16 protein-coding genes and 4 pseudogenes are annotated in these 14,800 nt (G+C 38.2%); 9 read left to right on the top strand and 11 right to left on the bottom strand.

The features are described from left to right. Positions 1–63 precede the first annotated feature (63 nt). Positions 64–285 (top strand): DUF6335 family protein, encoded by a 222-nt coding sequence (locus C7B62_RS11775; RefSeq protein ID WP_106236203.1) that lies wholly within the window; start codon positions 64–66, stop codon positions 283–285. Between the two features lie 262 nt (positions 286–547). Here C7B62_RS11775 and C7B62_RS11770 read toward each other — a convergent pair. Then, positions 548–688, bottom strand: a pseudogene (locus C7B62_RS11770) (IS4 family transposase); the annotation flags it as partial. Positions 689–883: 195 nt separating this feature from the next. Between C7B62_RS11770 and C7B62_RS11765 the strand changes: the two are divergent. After that, entirely contained in the window at positions 884–4,168 is a 3,285-nt protein-coding gene (locus C7B62_RS11765) for an ATP-binding protein (protein WP_106236198.1), read from the top strand. Positions 4,169–4,203: 35 nt separating this feature from the next. Here C7B62_RS11765 and C7B62_RS11760 read toward each other — a convergent pair whose 3' ends face one another. Next, positions 4,204–4,557: a four helix bundle protein gene (locus C7B62_RS11760; RefSeq protein WP_106236196.1), complete on the bottom strand. Its 354-nt coding sequence runs from the start codon at positions 4,555–4,557 to the stop codon at positions 4,204–4,206. Positions 4,558–4,660: 103 nt separating this feature from the next. Here C7B62_RS11760 and C7B62_RS11755 point away from each other — a divergent pair, with 103 nt between their 5' ends. Further along, complete coding sequence (locus tag C7B62_RS11755) at positions 4,661–5,089, top strand: hypothetical protein (RefSeq protein WP_106236258.1); 429 nt, start codon at positions 4,661–4,663, stop codon at positions 5,087–5,089. A gap of 47 nt (positions 5,090–5,136) precedes the next feature. On the opposite strand, the gene C7B62_RS11750 is transcribed toward C7B62_RS11755, so the two are convergent. From C7B62_RS11750 to C7B62_RS11735, 4 genes are read right to left on the bottom strand one after another with little or no spacing between them, the layout of a single operon-like run. Continuing rightward, entirely contained in the window at positions 5,137–5,604 is a 468-nt protein-coding gene (locus C7B62_RS11750) for a nucleic acid-binding protein (RefSeq protein ID WP_106236193.1), read from the bottom strand. Position 5,605: 1 nt separating this feature from the next. Then, positions 5,606–5,983, bottom strand: coding sequence for a hypothetical protein (locus C7B62_RS11745; RefSeq protein ID WP_106236190.1), 378 nt, complete (start codon positions 5,981–5,983; stop codon positions 5,606–5,608). Positions 5,984–6,017: 34 nt separating this feature from the next. Continuing rightward, a complete protein-coding gene (locus C7B62_RS11740; RefSeq protein WP_106236188.1) occupies positions 6,018–6,371 on the bottom strand; it encodes a type II toxin-antitoxin system PemK/MazF family toxin in 354 nt (117 codons plus the stop codon). A 4-nt stretch (positions 6,372–6,375) separates the two neighbouring features. Then, positions 6,376–6,642 carry a CopG family ribbon-helix-helix protein gene (locus C7B62_RS11735; protein WP_106236186.1) on the bottom strand — a complete coding sequence of 89 codons (267 nt, stop codon included), beginning with the start codon at positions 6,640–6,642 and terminating at the stop codon, positions 6,376–6,378. 49 nt (positions 6,643–6,691) lie between these two features. On the opposite strand from C7B62_RS11735, the pseudogene C7B62_RS27135 reads away from it, so the two are divergent. The 5 genes and pseudogenes from C7B62_RS27135 to C7B62_RS11715 all read left to right on the top strand — a co-directional run. Continuing rightward, positions 6,692–6,817 (top strand): annotated as a pseudogene (locus tag C7B62_RS27135) (hypothetical protein); the annotation flags it as partial. A gap of 21 nt (positions 6,818–6,838) precedes the next feature. Then, positions 6,839–8,582 (top strand): annotated as a pseudogene (locus tag C7B62_RS11730) (hypothetical protein); the annotation flags it as partial. A 31-nt stretch (positions 8,583–8,613) separates the two neighbouring features. Then, positions 8,614–8,970, top strand: a complete 357-nt coding sequence (locus C7B62_RS11725; protein WP_106236184.1) for a four helix bundle protein — start codon at positions 8,614–8,616, stop codon at positions 8,968–8,970. 118 nt (positions 8,971–9,088) lie between these two features. Next, positions 9,089–9,340 (top strand): hypothetical protein, encoded by a 252-nt coding sequence (locus tag C7B62_RS11720; RefSeq protein WP_106236182.1) that lies wholly within the window; start codon positions 9,089–9,091, stop codon positions 9,338–9,340. A 6-nt stretch (positions 9,341–9,346) separates the two neighbouring features. Beyond that, complete coding sequence (locus C7B62_RS11715; protein WP_106236179.1) at positions 9,347–9,778, top strand: helix-turn-helix domain-containing protein; 432 nt, start codon at positions 9,347–9,349, stop codon at positions 9,776–9,778. A 60-nt stretch (positions 9,779–9,838) separates the two neighbouring features. On the opposite strand, the gene C7B62_RS26525 is transcribed toward C7B62_RS11715, so the two are convergent. Genes C7B62_RS26525 through C7B62_RS11700 form a run of 4 tightly spaced genes read right to left on the bottom strand, consistent with a single transcriptional unit; the run spans position 9,839 to position 11,188 of the window. Continuing rightward, complete coding sequence (locus C7B62_RS26525; protein ID WP_233219927.1) at positions 9,839–10,054, bottom strand: Uma2 family endonuclease; 216 nt, start codon at positions 10,052–10,054, stop codon at positions 9,839–9,841. 43 nt (positions 10,055–10,097) lie between these two features. Beyond that, positions 10,098–10,547 carry a Uma2 family endonuclease gene (locus C7B62_RS26520; protein ID WP_233219926.1) on the bottom strand — a complete coding sequence of 150 codons (450 nt, stop codon included), beginning with the start codon at positions 10,545–10,547 and terminating at the stop codon, positions 10,098–10,100. A 21-nt stretch (positions 10,548–10,568) separates the two neighbouring features. Further along, positions 10,569–10,886 carry a type II toxin-antitoxin system HicB family antitoxin gene (locus C7B62_RS11705; RefSeq protein ID WP_106236177.1) on the bottom strand — a complete coding sequence of 106 codons (318 nt, stop codon included), beginning with the start codon at positions 10,884–10,886 and terminating at the stop codon, positions 10,569–10,571. Continuing rightward, positions 10,883–11,188: a type II toxin-antitoxin system HicA family toxin gene (locus C7B62_RS11700; RefSeq protein WP_106236175.1), complete on the bottom strand. Its 306-nt coding sequence runs from the start codon at positions 11,186–11,188 to the stop codon at positions 10,883–10,885. Before C7B62_RS11700 ends, C7B62_RS11705 begins: the two co-directional genes overlap by 4 nt. Positions 11,189–11,315: 127 nt before the next feature. Between C7B62_RS11700 and C7B62_RS11695 the strand changes: the two genes are divergently transcribed. Further along, positions 11,316–14,612: a helicase-related protein gene (locus C7B62_RS11695; protein ID WP_106236173.1), complete on the top strand. Its 3,297-nt coding sequence runs from the start codon at positions 11,316–11,318 to the stop codon at positions 14,610–14,612. On the opposite strand, the pseudogene C7B62_RS25705 reads toward C7B62_RS11695, so the two are convergent. Continuing rightward, positions 14,598–14,800 (bottom strand): annotated as a pseudogene (locus C7B62_RS25705) (hypothetical protein); the annotation flags it as partial. The gene C7B62_RS11695 and the pseudogene C7B62_RS25705 overlap by 15 nt on opposite strands.

Below are 14,800 nucleotides of genomic sequence, written 5' to 3'. Positions count from 1 at the left end.
TTGATAACTATGTTATCTGTTAGGTAATGTTAAAATTAAATAGCAGAAACAGGAAGTATTTGTATGAATACAGGTGAAGAAAAATTTGCTCACACTGAGCCTTTGGGCGAAATAGATGATACAGATAAAATCGATCAAGAAATAGGTCAGGACATGAATGATGTCGATCAGCTAGGGAAACAAGCGGGTTTAGAGATGAATGACAATGAAGAGTTAGGTTTGAAAGCTAAACTTGAAAACCGAGATAATAATCGTTTGGATTTAGATTCCAATCCTAAGAATTAGGGATGACAATTTAAGGCTATAAGCTAGATTGAAATTAATTCTAATTTATTGACATCAGTAGTGTGCTGGTGTTTTTCATAACCAATCTACGGAAAATCAAGCAATTAATCAATCTTTTTTATCTGAGTTTTAGTTTTTTGAATATTAGTCATTAGAAAAGAAGTTGAATTTTCAGATGTAGTTTCAGATCGGTACTTATTTCCTAATCTATGCCTTACCCATAAGTTTATAAACTATGATTTTTAGAGGAATGTATCAGCTTCTAAGTAGAAACAATATCATGTAATCGCTGTAATCCTCTCCAGAGAGTTTTGACTCCAGGGAAACCATTATGATTTCGAGCCAAAAATCCTCCAAGTTGAGCAATCCAAGTCACAACTTGTTTAATTGAAGGAGATTCTTGAGTTACTTTGTACTGATGTTCGTTTTGAATCACTGCTATTTTCCCCTTATTTAAGCAAATCTCTAGGATCTAGAGCGATCGCTTGCTCTTAGTTAGTAGCGATAATAAAGTCATACCAGCAATTTTAGATTTTTTTTAGATTTAACGAACCAAAATGGGCATTTTAAGCACAAGCTTCTAGTTAGAGACTTGTCTATGTTGCGTTCAATTTTTGAAACCTGTATTCCCAGAGAAGAGATTTTAGCAGGAGAACTTTCTGTCGATCTATTCGCTGCTAAATTGCGATCTGTGGTCGAAGGAAAAGCACCCCTGATATATCAAGATGCTGCAAGTTTTTTTGCGAATACTTATGCCACAGATGGAATTAAAACTCTGATCACAGAGGTGTTTGGTCGGTTAACGGGTAAATCATCAGGTTCTCCTGTCATTAGACTGGAAACTAGCTTTGGTGGTGGTAAAACCCACGATGAGATTGCTTTATGGCATATCTGTAAACAAGCAAGAGAAATTAAGGGATTAGAAAGATTTGCAGAACTTAGTTTAATCCCCGATCGCCCTGTACAAATAGCAGCTATAGACGGAAGAGATTTAGACCCTGAAAATGGTATTAATCATAGTAATGGCGTAACTACCAAAACTCTTTGGGGTGAAATTGCCTATCAAATTGGGGGGATAGCAGGATATCAGCTTTTAGCAGGGAGCGATCGCTCAGGTATTAGTCCTGGAACAGATGTTTTAGAAAGGTTATTAGACAATCAGCCAACGGTAATCGTTTTAGATGAAATTGCTCGTTATCTGAGGGCAGCTAAAGCAAAACAGATAAATAGGAGTGACTTAGCCGAACAAGTTGTGGCTTTTCTTTTTACCTTGATGGATTTGGCAGGATCTTGTAATAATTTAGTGTTTGTATATTCTCTTGCTTCAACTACAGATACTTTTGCGGAAGAAACTACAGAATTGCAAGAATTAATTCGCGCTTCTGCCAGACAAGAAAAGGTTTTAAGCCCTTCAACAGATGTTGAAGTCTACAATATTGTTAAACAACGATTGTTCAAGAGCGTTAGTGCTGAAGCAGCAAGGAAAGCAGCCTCAGAATACTTTACCGCCTGTCGTGCTAGTCGGAGTAATTTACCCGATGCCTGTAAAGACGCTCGTTATAGTGAGGCGATCGCTCAAAGTTATCCTTTTCACCCAGAGCTATTCAATCTGTTAACCAAAAAAATTGCCTCTATTCCAGAATTTCAAAAGACCAGAGGTGCATTGCGTTTACTAGCTCAAGTAGTTAGGCATTTGTGGAATAAAGAAGGTAAGGATGGAGGAGTTCAGAATGCAAGAATGAATTCTTCTGCAAATTCTCACTTTTATCTAATTCATACCCATCATATTCCTGTGGGTTTAGATGGTGAAATAACCAATGACCTAACCTCAAGACTTCAACGTTCACAAATGCGTCCACCTATCGGGGCAGATATTTACAACCCTAATGGTAGAGAAGCTTATGCTCAGATACAAGATGAGGAGTGGATTGCAGCCGACAAACCGCCTTTTTCCAGTTGGGTAGCTCGGACTATCTTTTTACATTCTCTAACTCAGGGCATCTCTTCTGGTATCAGAAGAGCAGAATTAAACTTGTCATTACTCACACCAGGGTTAGAGGTTAGTTTTGTCGATCGCGCCTTAGAAAGATTGACAGCAGTGGCTTGGTATTTAGATTACGATCCGATTACTTCAGAGTCTCGGTTTAAAGAAGAGCCATCAGTTAATAAAATTGTTACTGAAGAAAAAGAACAAGTAGGGCGCAGTGAGGCAAAAGACGATTTGCGATCGCGTCGCGATAGTATTTTTGCCAAGAAAATATTTACACCAATTTTCTCCCCTGAAGGATCGGGAGATGTTGATGATGTTCCTGATGGCGTTGCCCTTTGTTTAATTGATTTTGATGAAACAACTGTGGTTAACTCTACCGATAGTCCGCCTAATATTGTCGAGCAGATTTTTAATAATACTGGAGAATCTGGCAAATTCCGCCTTTATCGCAATCGATTGTTATTTTTGCTAGCTAATAAACAGGAAATCGAAAGAGCTATTGATAACGCAAGAGAATACAAGGCAATTCAAAATATTTTAACAAGTCAAACCCGTTTAGAAGATTTATCGGATACTCAACAAAAGCAACTAAAAGAAAGAGAAGGAGGTAAAGATTTAGACGTTAGAGTATCTCTAACTAATGCTTATCGTCATCTGTTTTATCCCACCAAAGATGATGTTAAAGCTCCCACTGGGTTGATGCACTATGTCTTACCCGCCCAAGATTCGAGTGCTGTTAAAGGTAATAATAATCAGCAGTCGATCATCCTTAAGGCTCTCAAAGATTGTGAAAAGATACGCCCTGAAGGTTCTAAGCCTTTTGCCCCTGTTTATATTTTGCAGAAAGTTTGGAGTAAAGGTTTAGACCACTGGACAACTAAAGCTTTAAAAGATGCCTTTGCCAAAGATTTAAACCTGAATATTTTACTGGATGCTGAAATTTCTCTACTGCGAGATACCATCCGCGAAGGATTACAAGATGGTCACTGGGATATGAAAGTGGGAGAAAAAGTTTATCTTAAAACCGACGACACACTATCTCTACCTGAATCAATTGAATTTAGCGATCGCTTTACTTTATACCGTCGCGGAATTCTTCAACCGCCTGAACCTAGAGTAATTGAATTAAATGCTCAGGTGATGCCTTCTACAGAGACAGAAAAACCTGTGCGAGTTCGTTGGAAAGCCAAGGGAGCATTAAAAACTAGCCTTTATGAGAATGGTACTTTAATACCCGAAGAGTTTCGCCCTTCCGATGAATACGAAACAACAATTACTAATACAACAGTATTTAAAGTTGCTGCTGACTATGGCAACGGAGAAACAGTAGAACAACAAACTCAAGCTGTAATTTCGTCAGATGGAACTAGAGTTAAAAAGCCAAATGGTGAATATAAACCTGATGATAACCTAAACGATAATGGCAGCACTGGCACTATCTTTGATTATCGATCGCCCGTTATCGAACTCGATGGCACCGTCAACAAAGTTTTTACTGGCTTAATCGATCTCTGTGGCGATCGCAAAGTTAAAGAAATTGAGTCGTTGGAAATATCGGTAGACAAATTGCTTGACTACCGTAAATTGGGAACGGCGATTCCTTTATTAAGTCGTTTCCCCCTCAGAATCGACCAAACGGCAACTATTCAAACAGGTGATGACCAATTTGTGCGTTTGGAATATCAAGGGCAAATGAAAGGATTTCAAAGCTTTTTTAATACCATTAACGCACTACTCAACAATCCAGAAACTAAAGGCGACGTAAATCTGAAATTGATCATTGATTTTGAGCCTGGTATTCCCCCCCAAAGTAAAGAGTTGAACGATATTCATCAAGCACTTAAGCGAAACGAAGCAGACCGAATTTCTCTTAATGCCAAAGTGAAGTATTGACTTGGAATTCAAAGTTCAAAATTCAAAGTTCAAAATTACTTTTTCTTTAATTTAACTACTGAGGCAGCAATGATAGCTTTAATTTCTTGGGATTCTTGCAACAACAATTTAAACTTAGATTCTCCTACTATTCCTGATTTAATTAATATTTTGAGCCAATATTCGGTTTCTCTAGCTTCTTTTAATGCTATTTCTAACTTATGGATAAAATCTTTGTTTGATTGTGCTGATTGTGCTTCGTGGACATTAGCCCCAATAGATGTACCAGACCTTAGTAGTTGCCTTGATAAAGTTCTAGACACATCCGACTGTTTTGCAAGAAAACTGCAAGCCTTAATTATTCTAATAGCAAAATCTTCAGTTCTCTCTGTAATAGGAAGATTACTCATATTAAAACTAATCGAATTATGTAAGCCAATCTTATCAACAAGTTTTCAGCATACTTAACTTTGAATTTTGAATTCTGAATTTTGAATTGGAGTGAAACGACCTGTGCAAGAATTTCAACTAAGAGTTATTTCCACCGATAACAATAATTTCGCTCTTGAACTATATCAATGCGCTTATAAAAAAGCAGGAGAAAAAAAACGAGCTTCTGCCAAGAAAATTGGTCACTTGAAAGGAGAAACTTTAGTATTAGCTAAAAAGAATATTTATAAAATATTAAAGAGCAATAAATACGATCCACAAAGCTTGTCTCATAAGCGTCAAAGTCATTACACTCTATCAGAGGAATCAGGAGTTAATTTAGCAATTTTATTCCAAACTTTACAACCTTTAAAAAAATTAGATCGCATTACTAAAATTGCTACTGGAATTAGTTCTATGAGTAATGAAGAAGCTCATTATTGGTTTGCGATGATTGCCAATGGTAAACGTTCTTCTGCTCTTAAAGCCTTACGGATACTTTTAGGAGAATAGCGAATTATATTCTTTGAGATACACTTTCTCATTATAAATATCTACCGTTAAAACTCGATCGCTTGCCATTCTTTTGCTTCAGTAAAGCGACTTAGATGTTTGACATTGGTAGTGGCAATAATAATGTATCTACCTGGATATTCTTGCTTTAGTAGCTTGTATTGAGCGCAGATGATTATGTCAGCATCAAGGCTTTTATCGTCTGCGGTAGGTACTCCTTGTATACGAGCTTCTGCCCAAAGATTAGCAGCTTCTTGTAAAACTGTATTATTAACAGGTAGAAAATCAATAAATTCAGATAATTTGTCTAAGTTACTAATTCCCTCTGAAGATAAACCTCTCATAGAATTAAGAATTAAAGATCGCCTTACTTCGTAATCACAGATTTGACTACTGACAATATATACTCCTCTGGCTAGCAGCTTGTATAGCTTTTCTCTTGCAGCTTCAACTTCAGCAGAAGAATTAGGATTGCAAAGTTTTCCTAATATTCCAGAATCGACTAGGACAATCATTCTAATGCTCGTATAATTTTTGTCCTACTGGTCTTTCTGCATCAATTGTTTGTTTAAATTCTTCAAAAGCTGCTTCTTTTTCTGGTGAGGTCGATTCTTGTTTCTTTTGGTCAATCCATTCTCTAAGTTTTTTCAGTTTGGGTTGATTTTTGCGTAATTGTTCTTCTCGATCCCAAACACCATTGTGATTTTTATTGGACTTCAAATTGAGATGTTCTTTAATCGATTTTGCTTCTTGAGGATTCAAGGCGATCGCTTTTTCGCAGCCTTCTAAGATCAAAGAATATGTATTATTTGCTGTTTTTTCATCAGGTAATAAAGCAACGAAACGAGCCAGATCGATAATTTTTCCGCTGGGTAATTCTATAGTTGTAGTCATGCTGGTTAACTTCTTTACTGATAAGCCTCTAAACTTAATAAATGCCGATCGCAATTTGAATTGCTCTTTGAATACGAGCGAATGATTCAGGAGTTATTTCGCCATAAGGTCCACGCTCAAGATAGCGTTTTTCTATATTAGTCATAACGTCGCACATCGCCACAGAATCGACATTCAATCCTCCTTCTCCTTGTTTAACCAAGACACGGCTAGGATTAGCTGCATCAGAAGTATCACTAGAAAAAGGGACAACTAAGACAGTAGAACTATATTGATTGCGGATATCTATCGACATGATTACTACTGGACGTTTTTTAGTATCCCCAGACTGTTTTAAAGCCTTGGATAAATAAACCTGTCGTTGACGGGGAAAGTCTCCACTACTCATAATTTTACTTAGATTCGTCCCAGGGAAATTCATCCCAAGCAGCGATCGCTTGTTCTTGTGTTTCTTCCGTCCACTCTTGTTCAAATTCAATATCCGCCTGAGAACGGTTTTGATAGAAGTTTCTTAGCTGTTCTTCGATTTGCTGTTTGCGCCACAAACGTAAACCTTCCTCCACCGCAGCCGAACGGTTTTTAGTCATTTGGTCAATCTCTTCGAGCAAATGGGCATCAACAGTGATGGAAATTCGTTGTTTTTGGGAATTATTAATCATAGGAGCTTATTTAATCTCTATATAAATAATAATACTTTTTATATTACTTATGACTAAATCCCAACGTCCCCAGGTGTTTATTGAAAAAATTATGCCTGTAAAACTCCTCAACGAGCAGGTATATTACGAACACGGGGGAAATCCTTTTAAGGGGTTACATCGTTGGTATTCTCGCAAGCCTTTATCTTTTTCTCGCGCTTCGGTTTTGGCTTCTTTGTTACCCGCAGATATTTCGATGGAAGAGTTTGAATATTTGTTGGGTTTGCATCCAGAAAAAGACGGAATCAATGTCAAGAAAAAAGAAGCAATTAAATTATATAAAACTCCTCCGACCAGTTTAGTAATTGAGAAATTGGAAGAATATTGCGATCGCATTTGGGGTAAAAGAAAGCCCGTGATTTTAGATGCCTTTGCTGGTGGAGGTTCTATACCTTTTGAAGCTGCTAGATATGGTTTAAATGTTCTCGCTTCTGACTTAAATCCTGTGGCTGTAGTGACGATGAAAGCTGCAATGGAATATCCTCTCAAGTTTGGGGCTGATTTACAGCAGGATATTGATAAGTGGGTCAAGTTTGTTGGTGATGAAGCAGAGAAGAGATTAGCGGAGTTTTTTCCCTCGAAGTATGAAGACAGAAGTATGAAGCGCGAAGATGATCTTCAAACTTCAAACTTCAAACCTCATACTTCAAACTTCATCAGCCGATAGCCTTTTTCACATCCCAGATAACTCTGTAGATACAATAGTAACTGACCCTCCGTACTATTCCACCATTCAATACGCCGAACTTTCGGACTTTTTCTATGTCTGGATGAAACGCACATTAGGCGATATCTTCCCCGATTTATTTTGGTCGGAACTTACCGATAAAGATAGAGAAGCCGTTGCGAATCCTTCTCGCTTCCGTAACATGGGTGCATCTCCCGAAGAACTGGCAAAACAAGACTATGAAGCCAAGATGCAACTGGTATTTAGCGAATATTATCGCGTCTTACGAGATGACGGCGTAATGACAGTACAGTTTAACCATAAAGAATCTGGGGCGTGGGATGTCCTCACTAAATCCCTAATCGATGCTGGCTTTGAGATTACTGCATCTTGGTCAGTCAGTACCGAAAACCCGCAGAATCTGCATCAAGCTAAGAAAAATTCCGTTTCTAGTACCGTGCTTTTAGTCTGTCGCAAACGCGACCCCTTAGCCGAACAAGCCTGGTGGGATGACTTGCGCCCTGAAGTTGCCAACCTCGTCGAACAACGCGCTCCCGAATTTGAAGAGAATGAGATTACAGGAATTGACTTGTATCTTAGTGCTTTTGGCCCTGCCCTTAATGTCTTTTCCCGTGCCTATCCTATTCTAGATAGTAGCGGTGAACCAGTGCGCCCCGAAGTTGCTTTTGCCGAAGCCAGAAAAGCGATCGCCAACTATCGTTTCCGTAAACTGGTACAAACCGACACCGCAGGTTTCGATCCCCTTACTCAATGGTATTTATTAGCCTGGGATGCTTTCAAAGCCCGTGAATTCCCCTTCGATGAAGCCAGACAGCTAGCCCTTGCTATTGGTGGTTTTAACGTTAACGATTTAGCTAAAGAGTACAAATTACTCGATTCCGCTAGCGGTACTTGTAAACTATTAACTCCCAAACAAAGACACAAAAAACGTGCTTTTAACACCTGTGCCGATAACTTTTCTAACCTTTATCTAGTCGATGCCCTGCACGCCATTATTGCCATTTACCAAGAAGAACAAAATCCCCAGTTAGTTAGAAACTTCTTGCAAAAAACGGGGTTAAATAATAATGATATGTTGATGAAAACCTTAGAAATTGCCTTTAAAGTAATTCCTAAAAGTGCCGAGGAACATAAAACCCTAACTTCACTCTGGTTATCAATGGATGAAATAAAAGCCAAAGTGGTTTATGAGCAAATGAGGTTTGAAGTATGAAGTATGAAGTTTGAAGTTTGAAGTTTGAAGTATGAGCTATAAAGAGCAATTTATATGGAAAAAAGCAGTTAATTTGTCGGTACGTTGTTATAAATTAACTGCCTATTTCCCGAAAAGCGAAATATATGGAATAACTAGTCAAATTAGACGGAGTTCTGTGTCTATTCCTAGTAATATTGCGGAAGGATATGGGAGACAAAATAAAAAAGAATATATAAGGTTTTTGCGTATAGCTTTAGGCTCGGCAAGAGAGTTAGAAACTCAATTAATTATTTCTTTAAAGGTAGAATTAACAAAAAGTAATTACATAGAATCTGTTCTAAAAGATTCGGATGAAATTCAAAGACTATTGGTGACAACAATTAACAAACTATTAATTGAGGTATGAAGTACGAAAACAGAAGTATGAAGTAAATCCAAACTTCATCCCTCAAACCTCATACTTCATACTTTCTCCAAAACAGAACAACTCTATAATAGGAAGACAAGCTCAAAAAGCGATCGCTATGAAAGTCAAAGGAATTATTAAAGATAATAAAGTTCAATTGCCAGAAGCAATTACTGTTCCAGATGGTACAGAAGTTACGGTAGAAATTAGCGATCGCTCTTTGAGCAGTGCAGCAGACCAATGGCAACGACTACAGCAAGTTGCTGGTGCTTGGCAAGATGATTCAGAAATAGATGAAGTTTTTGCCGAAATAGATCGAGAACGTCATGCTTATCGCGGTCGAGATATAGATTTTAGTGTCTTTGAATAGTTTTTTATGTTTTTAATAGATACTAATATCTGTATAGCTTTTCTCAAAGGAAATGCTACGGTTGTCAGTCATTGCCATACTCAAAAAATCACGGTTGAGTCAGAAAGTGGACAACAAGAATCGCTCTTAATTCCCGCTGTCGCATATGAGCTTTTAATTGATATCCTGTCTCAAATATCTCAAGGTAATGCAGTTACTTTAGTTCCAGTCCAAGCTGAATTAAGCACCCAACAGGCAGCAAACCTCCTCAATGTTTCCAGACCCTATTTGATAAAATTACTAGAATCTAGCGAGATACCCCATCGCAAAGTAGGAAAGCATAGACGAATTCTGGCTCAAGACTTGTATGAATACAAAGCAAATATTGATGCAAAAAGAAGTCAATCATTAGACGAACTGACAGCTTTGAGTGAGGAATTAGACTTATATGAAGATTAAGACAATCGAGAATGATCTCTATTTTTACAAAAGCAATTTAACTAGATTTAAGACCATAATCTAACTAATTTCTTGTAAAAAAGCCTTTTTAAGTAGTCTCGGATTACCAGTTAGTACCTGACAAATATATTTCTCTAAAATTTTATCGTCTAACTTAGACAGGTTATAGCTACTATTTTGTCTTTGATAACTATCATCAATCAGTACATAAATTTCCAAGCGATCGCTAATCCAAAACCAAACTTCTTTAACACCTAGTTTTTGATATTTTTCCAAATCTTCAACGCTGCCACTCTCTTGGTGAGCGTTCCCTTGCGTCTTACGCCGATATGCGGAGCGGCTTGCACTTATCGCATTGAGTGTATCCTTTAGGACGCGGGTTCTCACCGCTACTAAATACTACTTCTACAGCCAAGTCAGGAACTTGTTTCAAACTATTAAAACAAAAGCTAGTATCTGGTTCTTTACCTACGGACTTATCTTTTTGTTTAAGCGTCGTTGAACCTAAAGGATAATAATCCAATTCAATAGCATCACAGTAAGTAACTATTAATAAATATATAAAATCCTTGATAATTTCATGATTGCGACTGGGTGACATTATTTTTAGAACACCATTTAAAAAAGAAATTCTATAGGCTGAAGAGTTAGCTTTTTCTTGTAAAATTGCCTCATATTCAGCCCAAGAAGTATTAGAACAGATAAACAGCTTGTCTTTTTCCTGTAAATTGTCTCGTTCAATAAAATCTACAAATTTTAACTGAGTCATGACTTTAAATTGCCACTTTATTTAAAGAATTTTTTGTAATGCTTGTTCTACCAGAGTATTTAAACTAACACCTTCTTGTATGGCTTTGGTAGCAGCTTTTCGATGCAACTCTGAAGATATTCTCAAATTAAATCGACCAGAAAACGGCTTATCTGGAGTTTTTCCTAAAGATTCGCAGTCTTCTAAATACTCATCAATCACAGCCTGAAAAGATTGCTCTAATTCATCGACTGACAAGCCATCAAAAACAATAACATCTCGCGTATTAATAACTCGTCCTACAAATAAACGATCTTCATCATCAAATTCGACTACAGCTTCATATCCTTTATAGTTCATAAGTCTACTCCTGCATTTTCTTGAACGGGTCGCTCATGGGGGAGACCCCCAAGACCGCGCCCGTCCGCAATTAGAAATTCTCGAACCGCTTTTACCTGATATTTTTTTAATTCTTTTTGCGGGTGGGGAGAATGAATATTTAACGAAATATCATTGAGATCGAAGCGAACTCTCGAACCATCTCCTTGAGTCACTCTACCTCCCACAGCTTTAATCAATGACACCACGTCATTCCAGACAATATTGCGACGGATTGGCTGGGCAAAGATTGCATCATAGGTGTTGCGCTGTTTTCGATTCATAAAAATATAGTACTACTTAATGATACTATTTTTATTAGCTAAACACATCAAACCAGAGATCGAACTCACAGACTGACGAATAAATAAAGCCTTGAATTGAGAGATAGCCCTTAATCCCTCTCAATTCATGCACTTACAAGATCACTCCTGGCGCATTAGCTATTCCAGCAACGAAAATAATCCCATCATAGATTTTTATATTCCTGCTTTAGAATGCGCTGTGCAGTACGATCGCAAGTCAGGTTTCTTTGGTAGTGCCATTCTTAGTAAAGTAGCTAGAGGTTTGGGAGCGATGTTACACAATCATGGTAAGATTCGCTTGATTATGGGCTGTCAATTTAGTCCGCAAGACATAGCAGCAATTGAAAAGGGTTACGAACTAAGAGAAGCTTTAGCATTTCGTTTAGAAGCTGACTTGCAAGCACCAGCCAACTTTGTCCAACTCAAACACTTCGAGATACTTAGCTGGTTAATTGCTAATGAGTATTTAGACATTAAAATTGCTGTCCCTACAAAAGATAAAGGTATTCCCCTTGAAAGCGATCGCCTACTCGATCCAAACCATATCTTTCATGAGAAAGTTGGTATCTTTACCGATAGTAAAGGCGATCGCCTTGCTTTTAGTGGCTCAAACAATGAATCTATAAGCGGTTGGTCACATAATGTTGAGTCTTTTCATGTCTATTGTGGTTGGGAAGGCGATCGCGATTTGGAACGAGTTAACGAGGAAGCCTACAGGTTTGAACAACTGTGGAATGATTTATCGCCCAATGTCAAAATTTTTGAGATACCAGAAGCAGTTAAGCAGAAACTTTTAACGTATACGCCAGATAGTAAGCCGAGTTGGAAAAAAGAAGAGGAAATTGAGAATTCAAAGTTCACAAAGGGCTTGCCCGCATGTATTCAAAATTCAAAATTAGATAATATTCAACCGTCACCTGATGCAGAGACGAAAAATACAGATATACAAGATATAGAAGCAAGTAAGATGTTTGCACTGCTAGCTAATCTTCATCAACATCCAGGTTGTTTAGATTTTTGCCTTAAATCGATTCCCATTCAACCTTGGGCGCATCAGTTGAAAATATTGCGTCGAGTTGCTGCTAATTTCCCCTGTAGTTTTCTGATTGCCGATGAAGTTGGTTTAGGTAAAACCATTGAAACAGGGTTGATTCTGCGCTATTTAATTTTGAGTAAAAAAGTGAAACGAGTGTTAATTCTTGCTCCTGCTAGCGTTCAACCCCAATGGCAAGAGGAGTTAAGAGAAAAATTTAACCTGCATTTTGGGAGTTATAGCCAGGGTAAATTTAAAGACTGTTATGGTGGAATCACTTCCCCTACTTCAAATCCCTGGAATACTCAGGATTTAGTTTTAGCCTCATCTCATTTAGTCCGACGTACTGAGAGGATGGAAGAATTACTAGCTGCCGAACCTTGGGATTTGGTTATCCTTGATGAAGCCCATCATGCTCGTCGTAAAAGTCCACAACAACGTAAAGACACTCCTAATCGCTTACTTCAATTGATGCAGCAATTGAAAAACAGAACCAAATCCTTAATACTCCTTTCTGCTACGCCAATGCAAATCGATCCGATAGAAGTGTTCGATCTCTTGAATCTTGTGGGATTAGCAGGACATTGGAGTTATGGCGATAATTTTTGTAATTACTTCTCTTCACTCTCGGATGAACCAGATAGTCACACTTTAGACTTTTGGCAAACCATGTCTACTGATTATTTTCGTCGTGGTGGGGAAGAATGCCCTAAAGGACTAGCTTCGCGTCGCGATCGCTTAGAAGAACATTTAGTTAATGGCGATCGCCTGATGGCTTACAAGTTAAGAGATACTTGGAAACAAGGTAAAAGTATTGTCAATCCTAAGCAGCTAGCTCAAGATACTCCTTTTATTAATGCTTCGCGTCAGTATCTAACGGTCAATACTCCCCTAAAAGATTTGATGTTCCGCCACACTCGCGATACTCTGAGGCAATATTATAAGCTGGGCATTTTAGACAGAGATATTCCCAGAAGAATAGTTAGTGATAATGCGATCGCTCTTGAACCAAATCGAGAAGTTCCTCTTTATCAGGCGGTGAGTGACTACGTTCGCCATTTTTACAGACTAGCTCAGAAAGAAAACCGTAAAGCATTAGGGTTTTTGATGACCCTATATCGCAAACGTCTCACCAGTTCTTTTTATGCTATTCGTGAATCTCTCCAACGACGCTTAGAAGGAATTAATAATATAACCCAAGACGATCTCAGCGATTTAGATGATGCTGATGATGCAGTAATTACGGGTTTAGAAACCTATCTAGCAGAACCAGTAGATCCTAAAGAAATTGAATATCTAGAAAACTTATTACGGCAATTTGAGAATACGGGAGAAGACAGTAAACTATCCCATTTTCTGACAATCCTACGCCGAGAACTGAGTCAAAGAGAAAGTGCGATCGTTTTTACTCAATACACTGACACAATGGACTATTTACGGGATAACCTACGGCAGCTATTTGGTTCTCAAGTAGCCTGCTACTCAGGAAGAGGTGGCGAACTGTATCTAGATGGAGAATGGCAAGGATTACCAAAAGAAGAGATTAAAAAACAGTTTAAAGCAGGAATTATCAAAATATTGCTCTGTACTGAATCTGCTAGTGAAGGACTGAACCTTCAAACTTGTGGGGTACTGATTAATTACGACTTACCTTGGAATCCCATGCGAGTAGAACAACGTATCGGCAGGATTGATCGCATTGGGCAAGCTTATTCAACAGTTAACATTCATAACTTTTACTATGATGGTACGGTAGAAGCAAAAGTTTATCGTAAATTGCGCGATCGCATTGATGCTTTTCAAAGTGTAGTCGGTAATTTACAGCCGATACTCGCTCAAGTGCCTACATTTATCGAACAGGCTGTCATGAGTGCCGATCCTGAAGAAGAAGGGGTGTTACTAGCAGAATTTGAGCAGGTTCTAGATACACCGCCTTTGCATCCTGGTTTAGAAGAGATGGTGAGCCAGCGCGTTGCGGAGGTTCCCTCCGTTATAGCGACTGGCGAACCCGTAAGGGTCGCAATGGATGTTAAAGCTGACTTAAAAGAAATCCGTAAACCACTTGTTCCTAGTCCTATAACTTCAGAACAAATAGAAGCACTATTTACTAATTCTCAAATATTACTAGCTCAAGCAAGACTTGCTCATGGCGAGGAAACCTCGCCGAGCTTCCTTGCTCAAAATATCTTCTTTGAATCAAAAGGCGATCGTATTTGGGAATTGACTGACAAAGATAAAACTTATGCTGTCACCTTCTATCCTGAAGTTTTCGATCAAAAGCCATCTCTTAGATTAATAAATCCTGGCGAGCCTCTATTTCAAAAGCTACTAGAAATAGTTGATCAACAAAATAAATTATCTTTTACTTAAGAGCAATACAGCCATGCAGCCTAGCAATGTTACTACTGGGATAATCCAAGCGATAATAACTGATTTCCCAACCAAGTCGTGAGCGAATTGCGTCTGAACCAATAGTTGTTTCTGTTTCTTGAGCAAAACCGAATTAACAGTACGAGAAGTCTGTATTCCTTCTGCTTCTTGGTTCAAAGAGCGACGGT

The sequence above is a fragment of the Pleurocapsa sp. CCALA 161 genome, assembly GCF_003003995.1.
Classification (GTDB): domain Bacteria; phylum Cyanobacteriota; class Cyanobacteriia; order Cyanobacteriales; family Xenococcaceae; genus Waterburya.
This window is presented reverse-complemented; position numbering and strand designations above follow the sequence as displayed.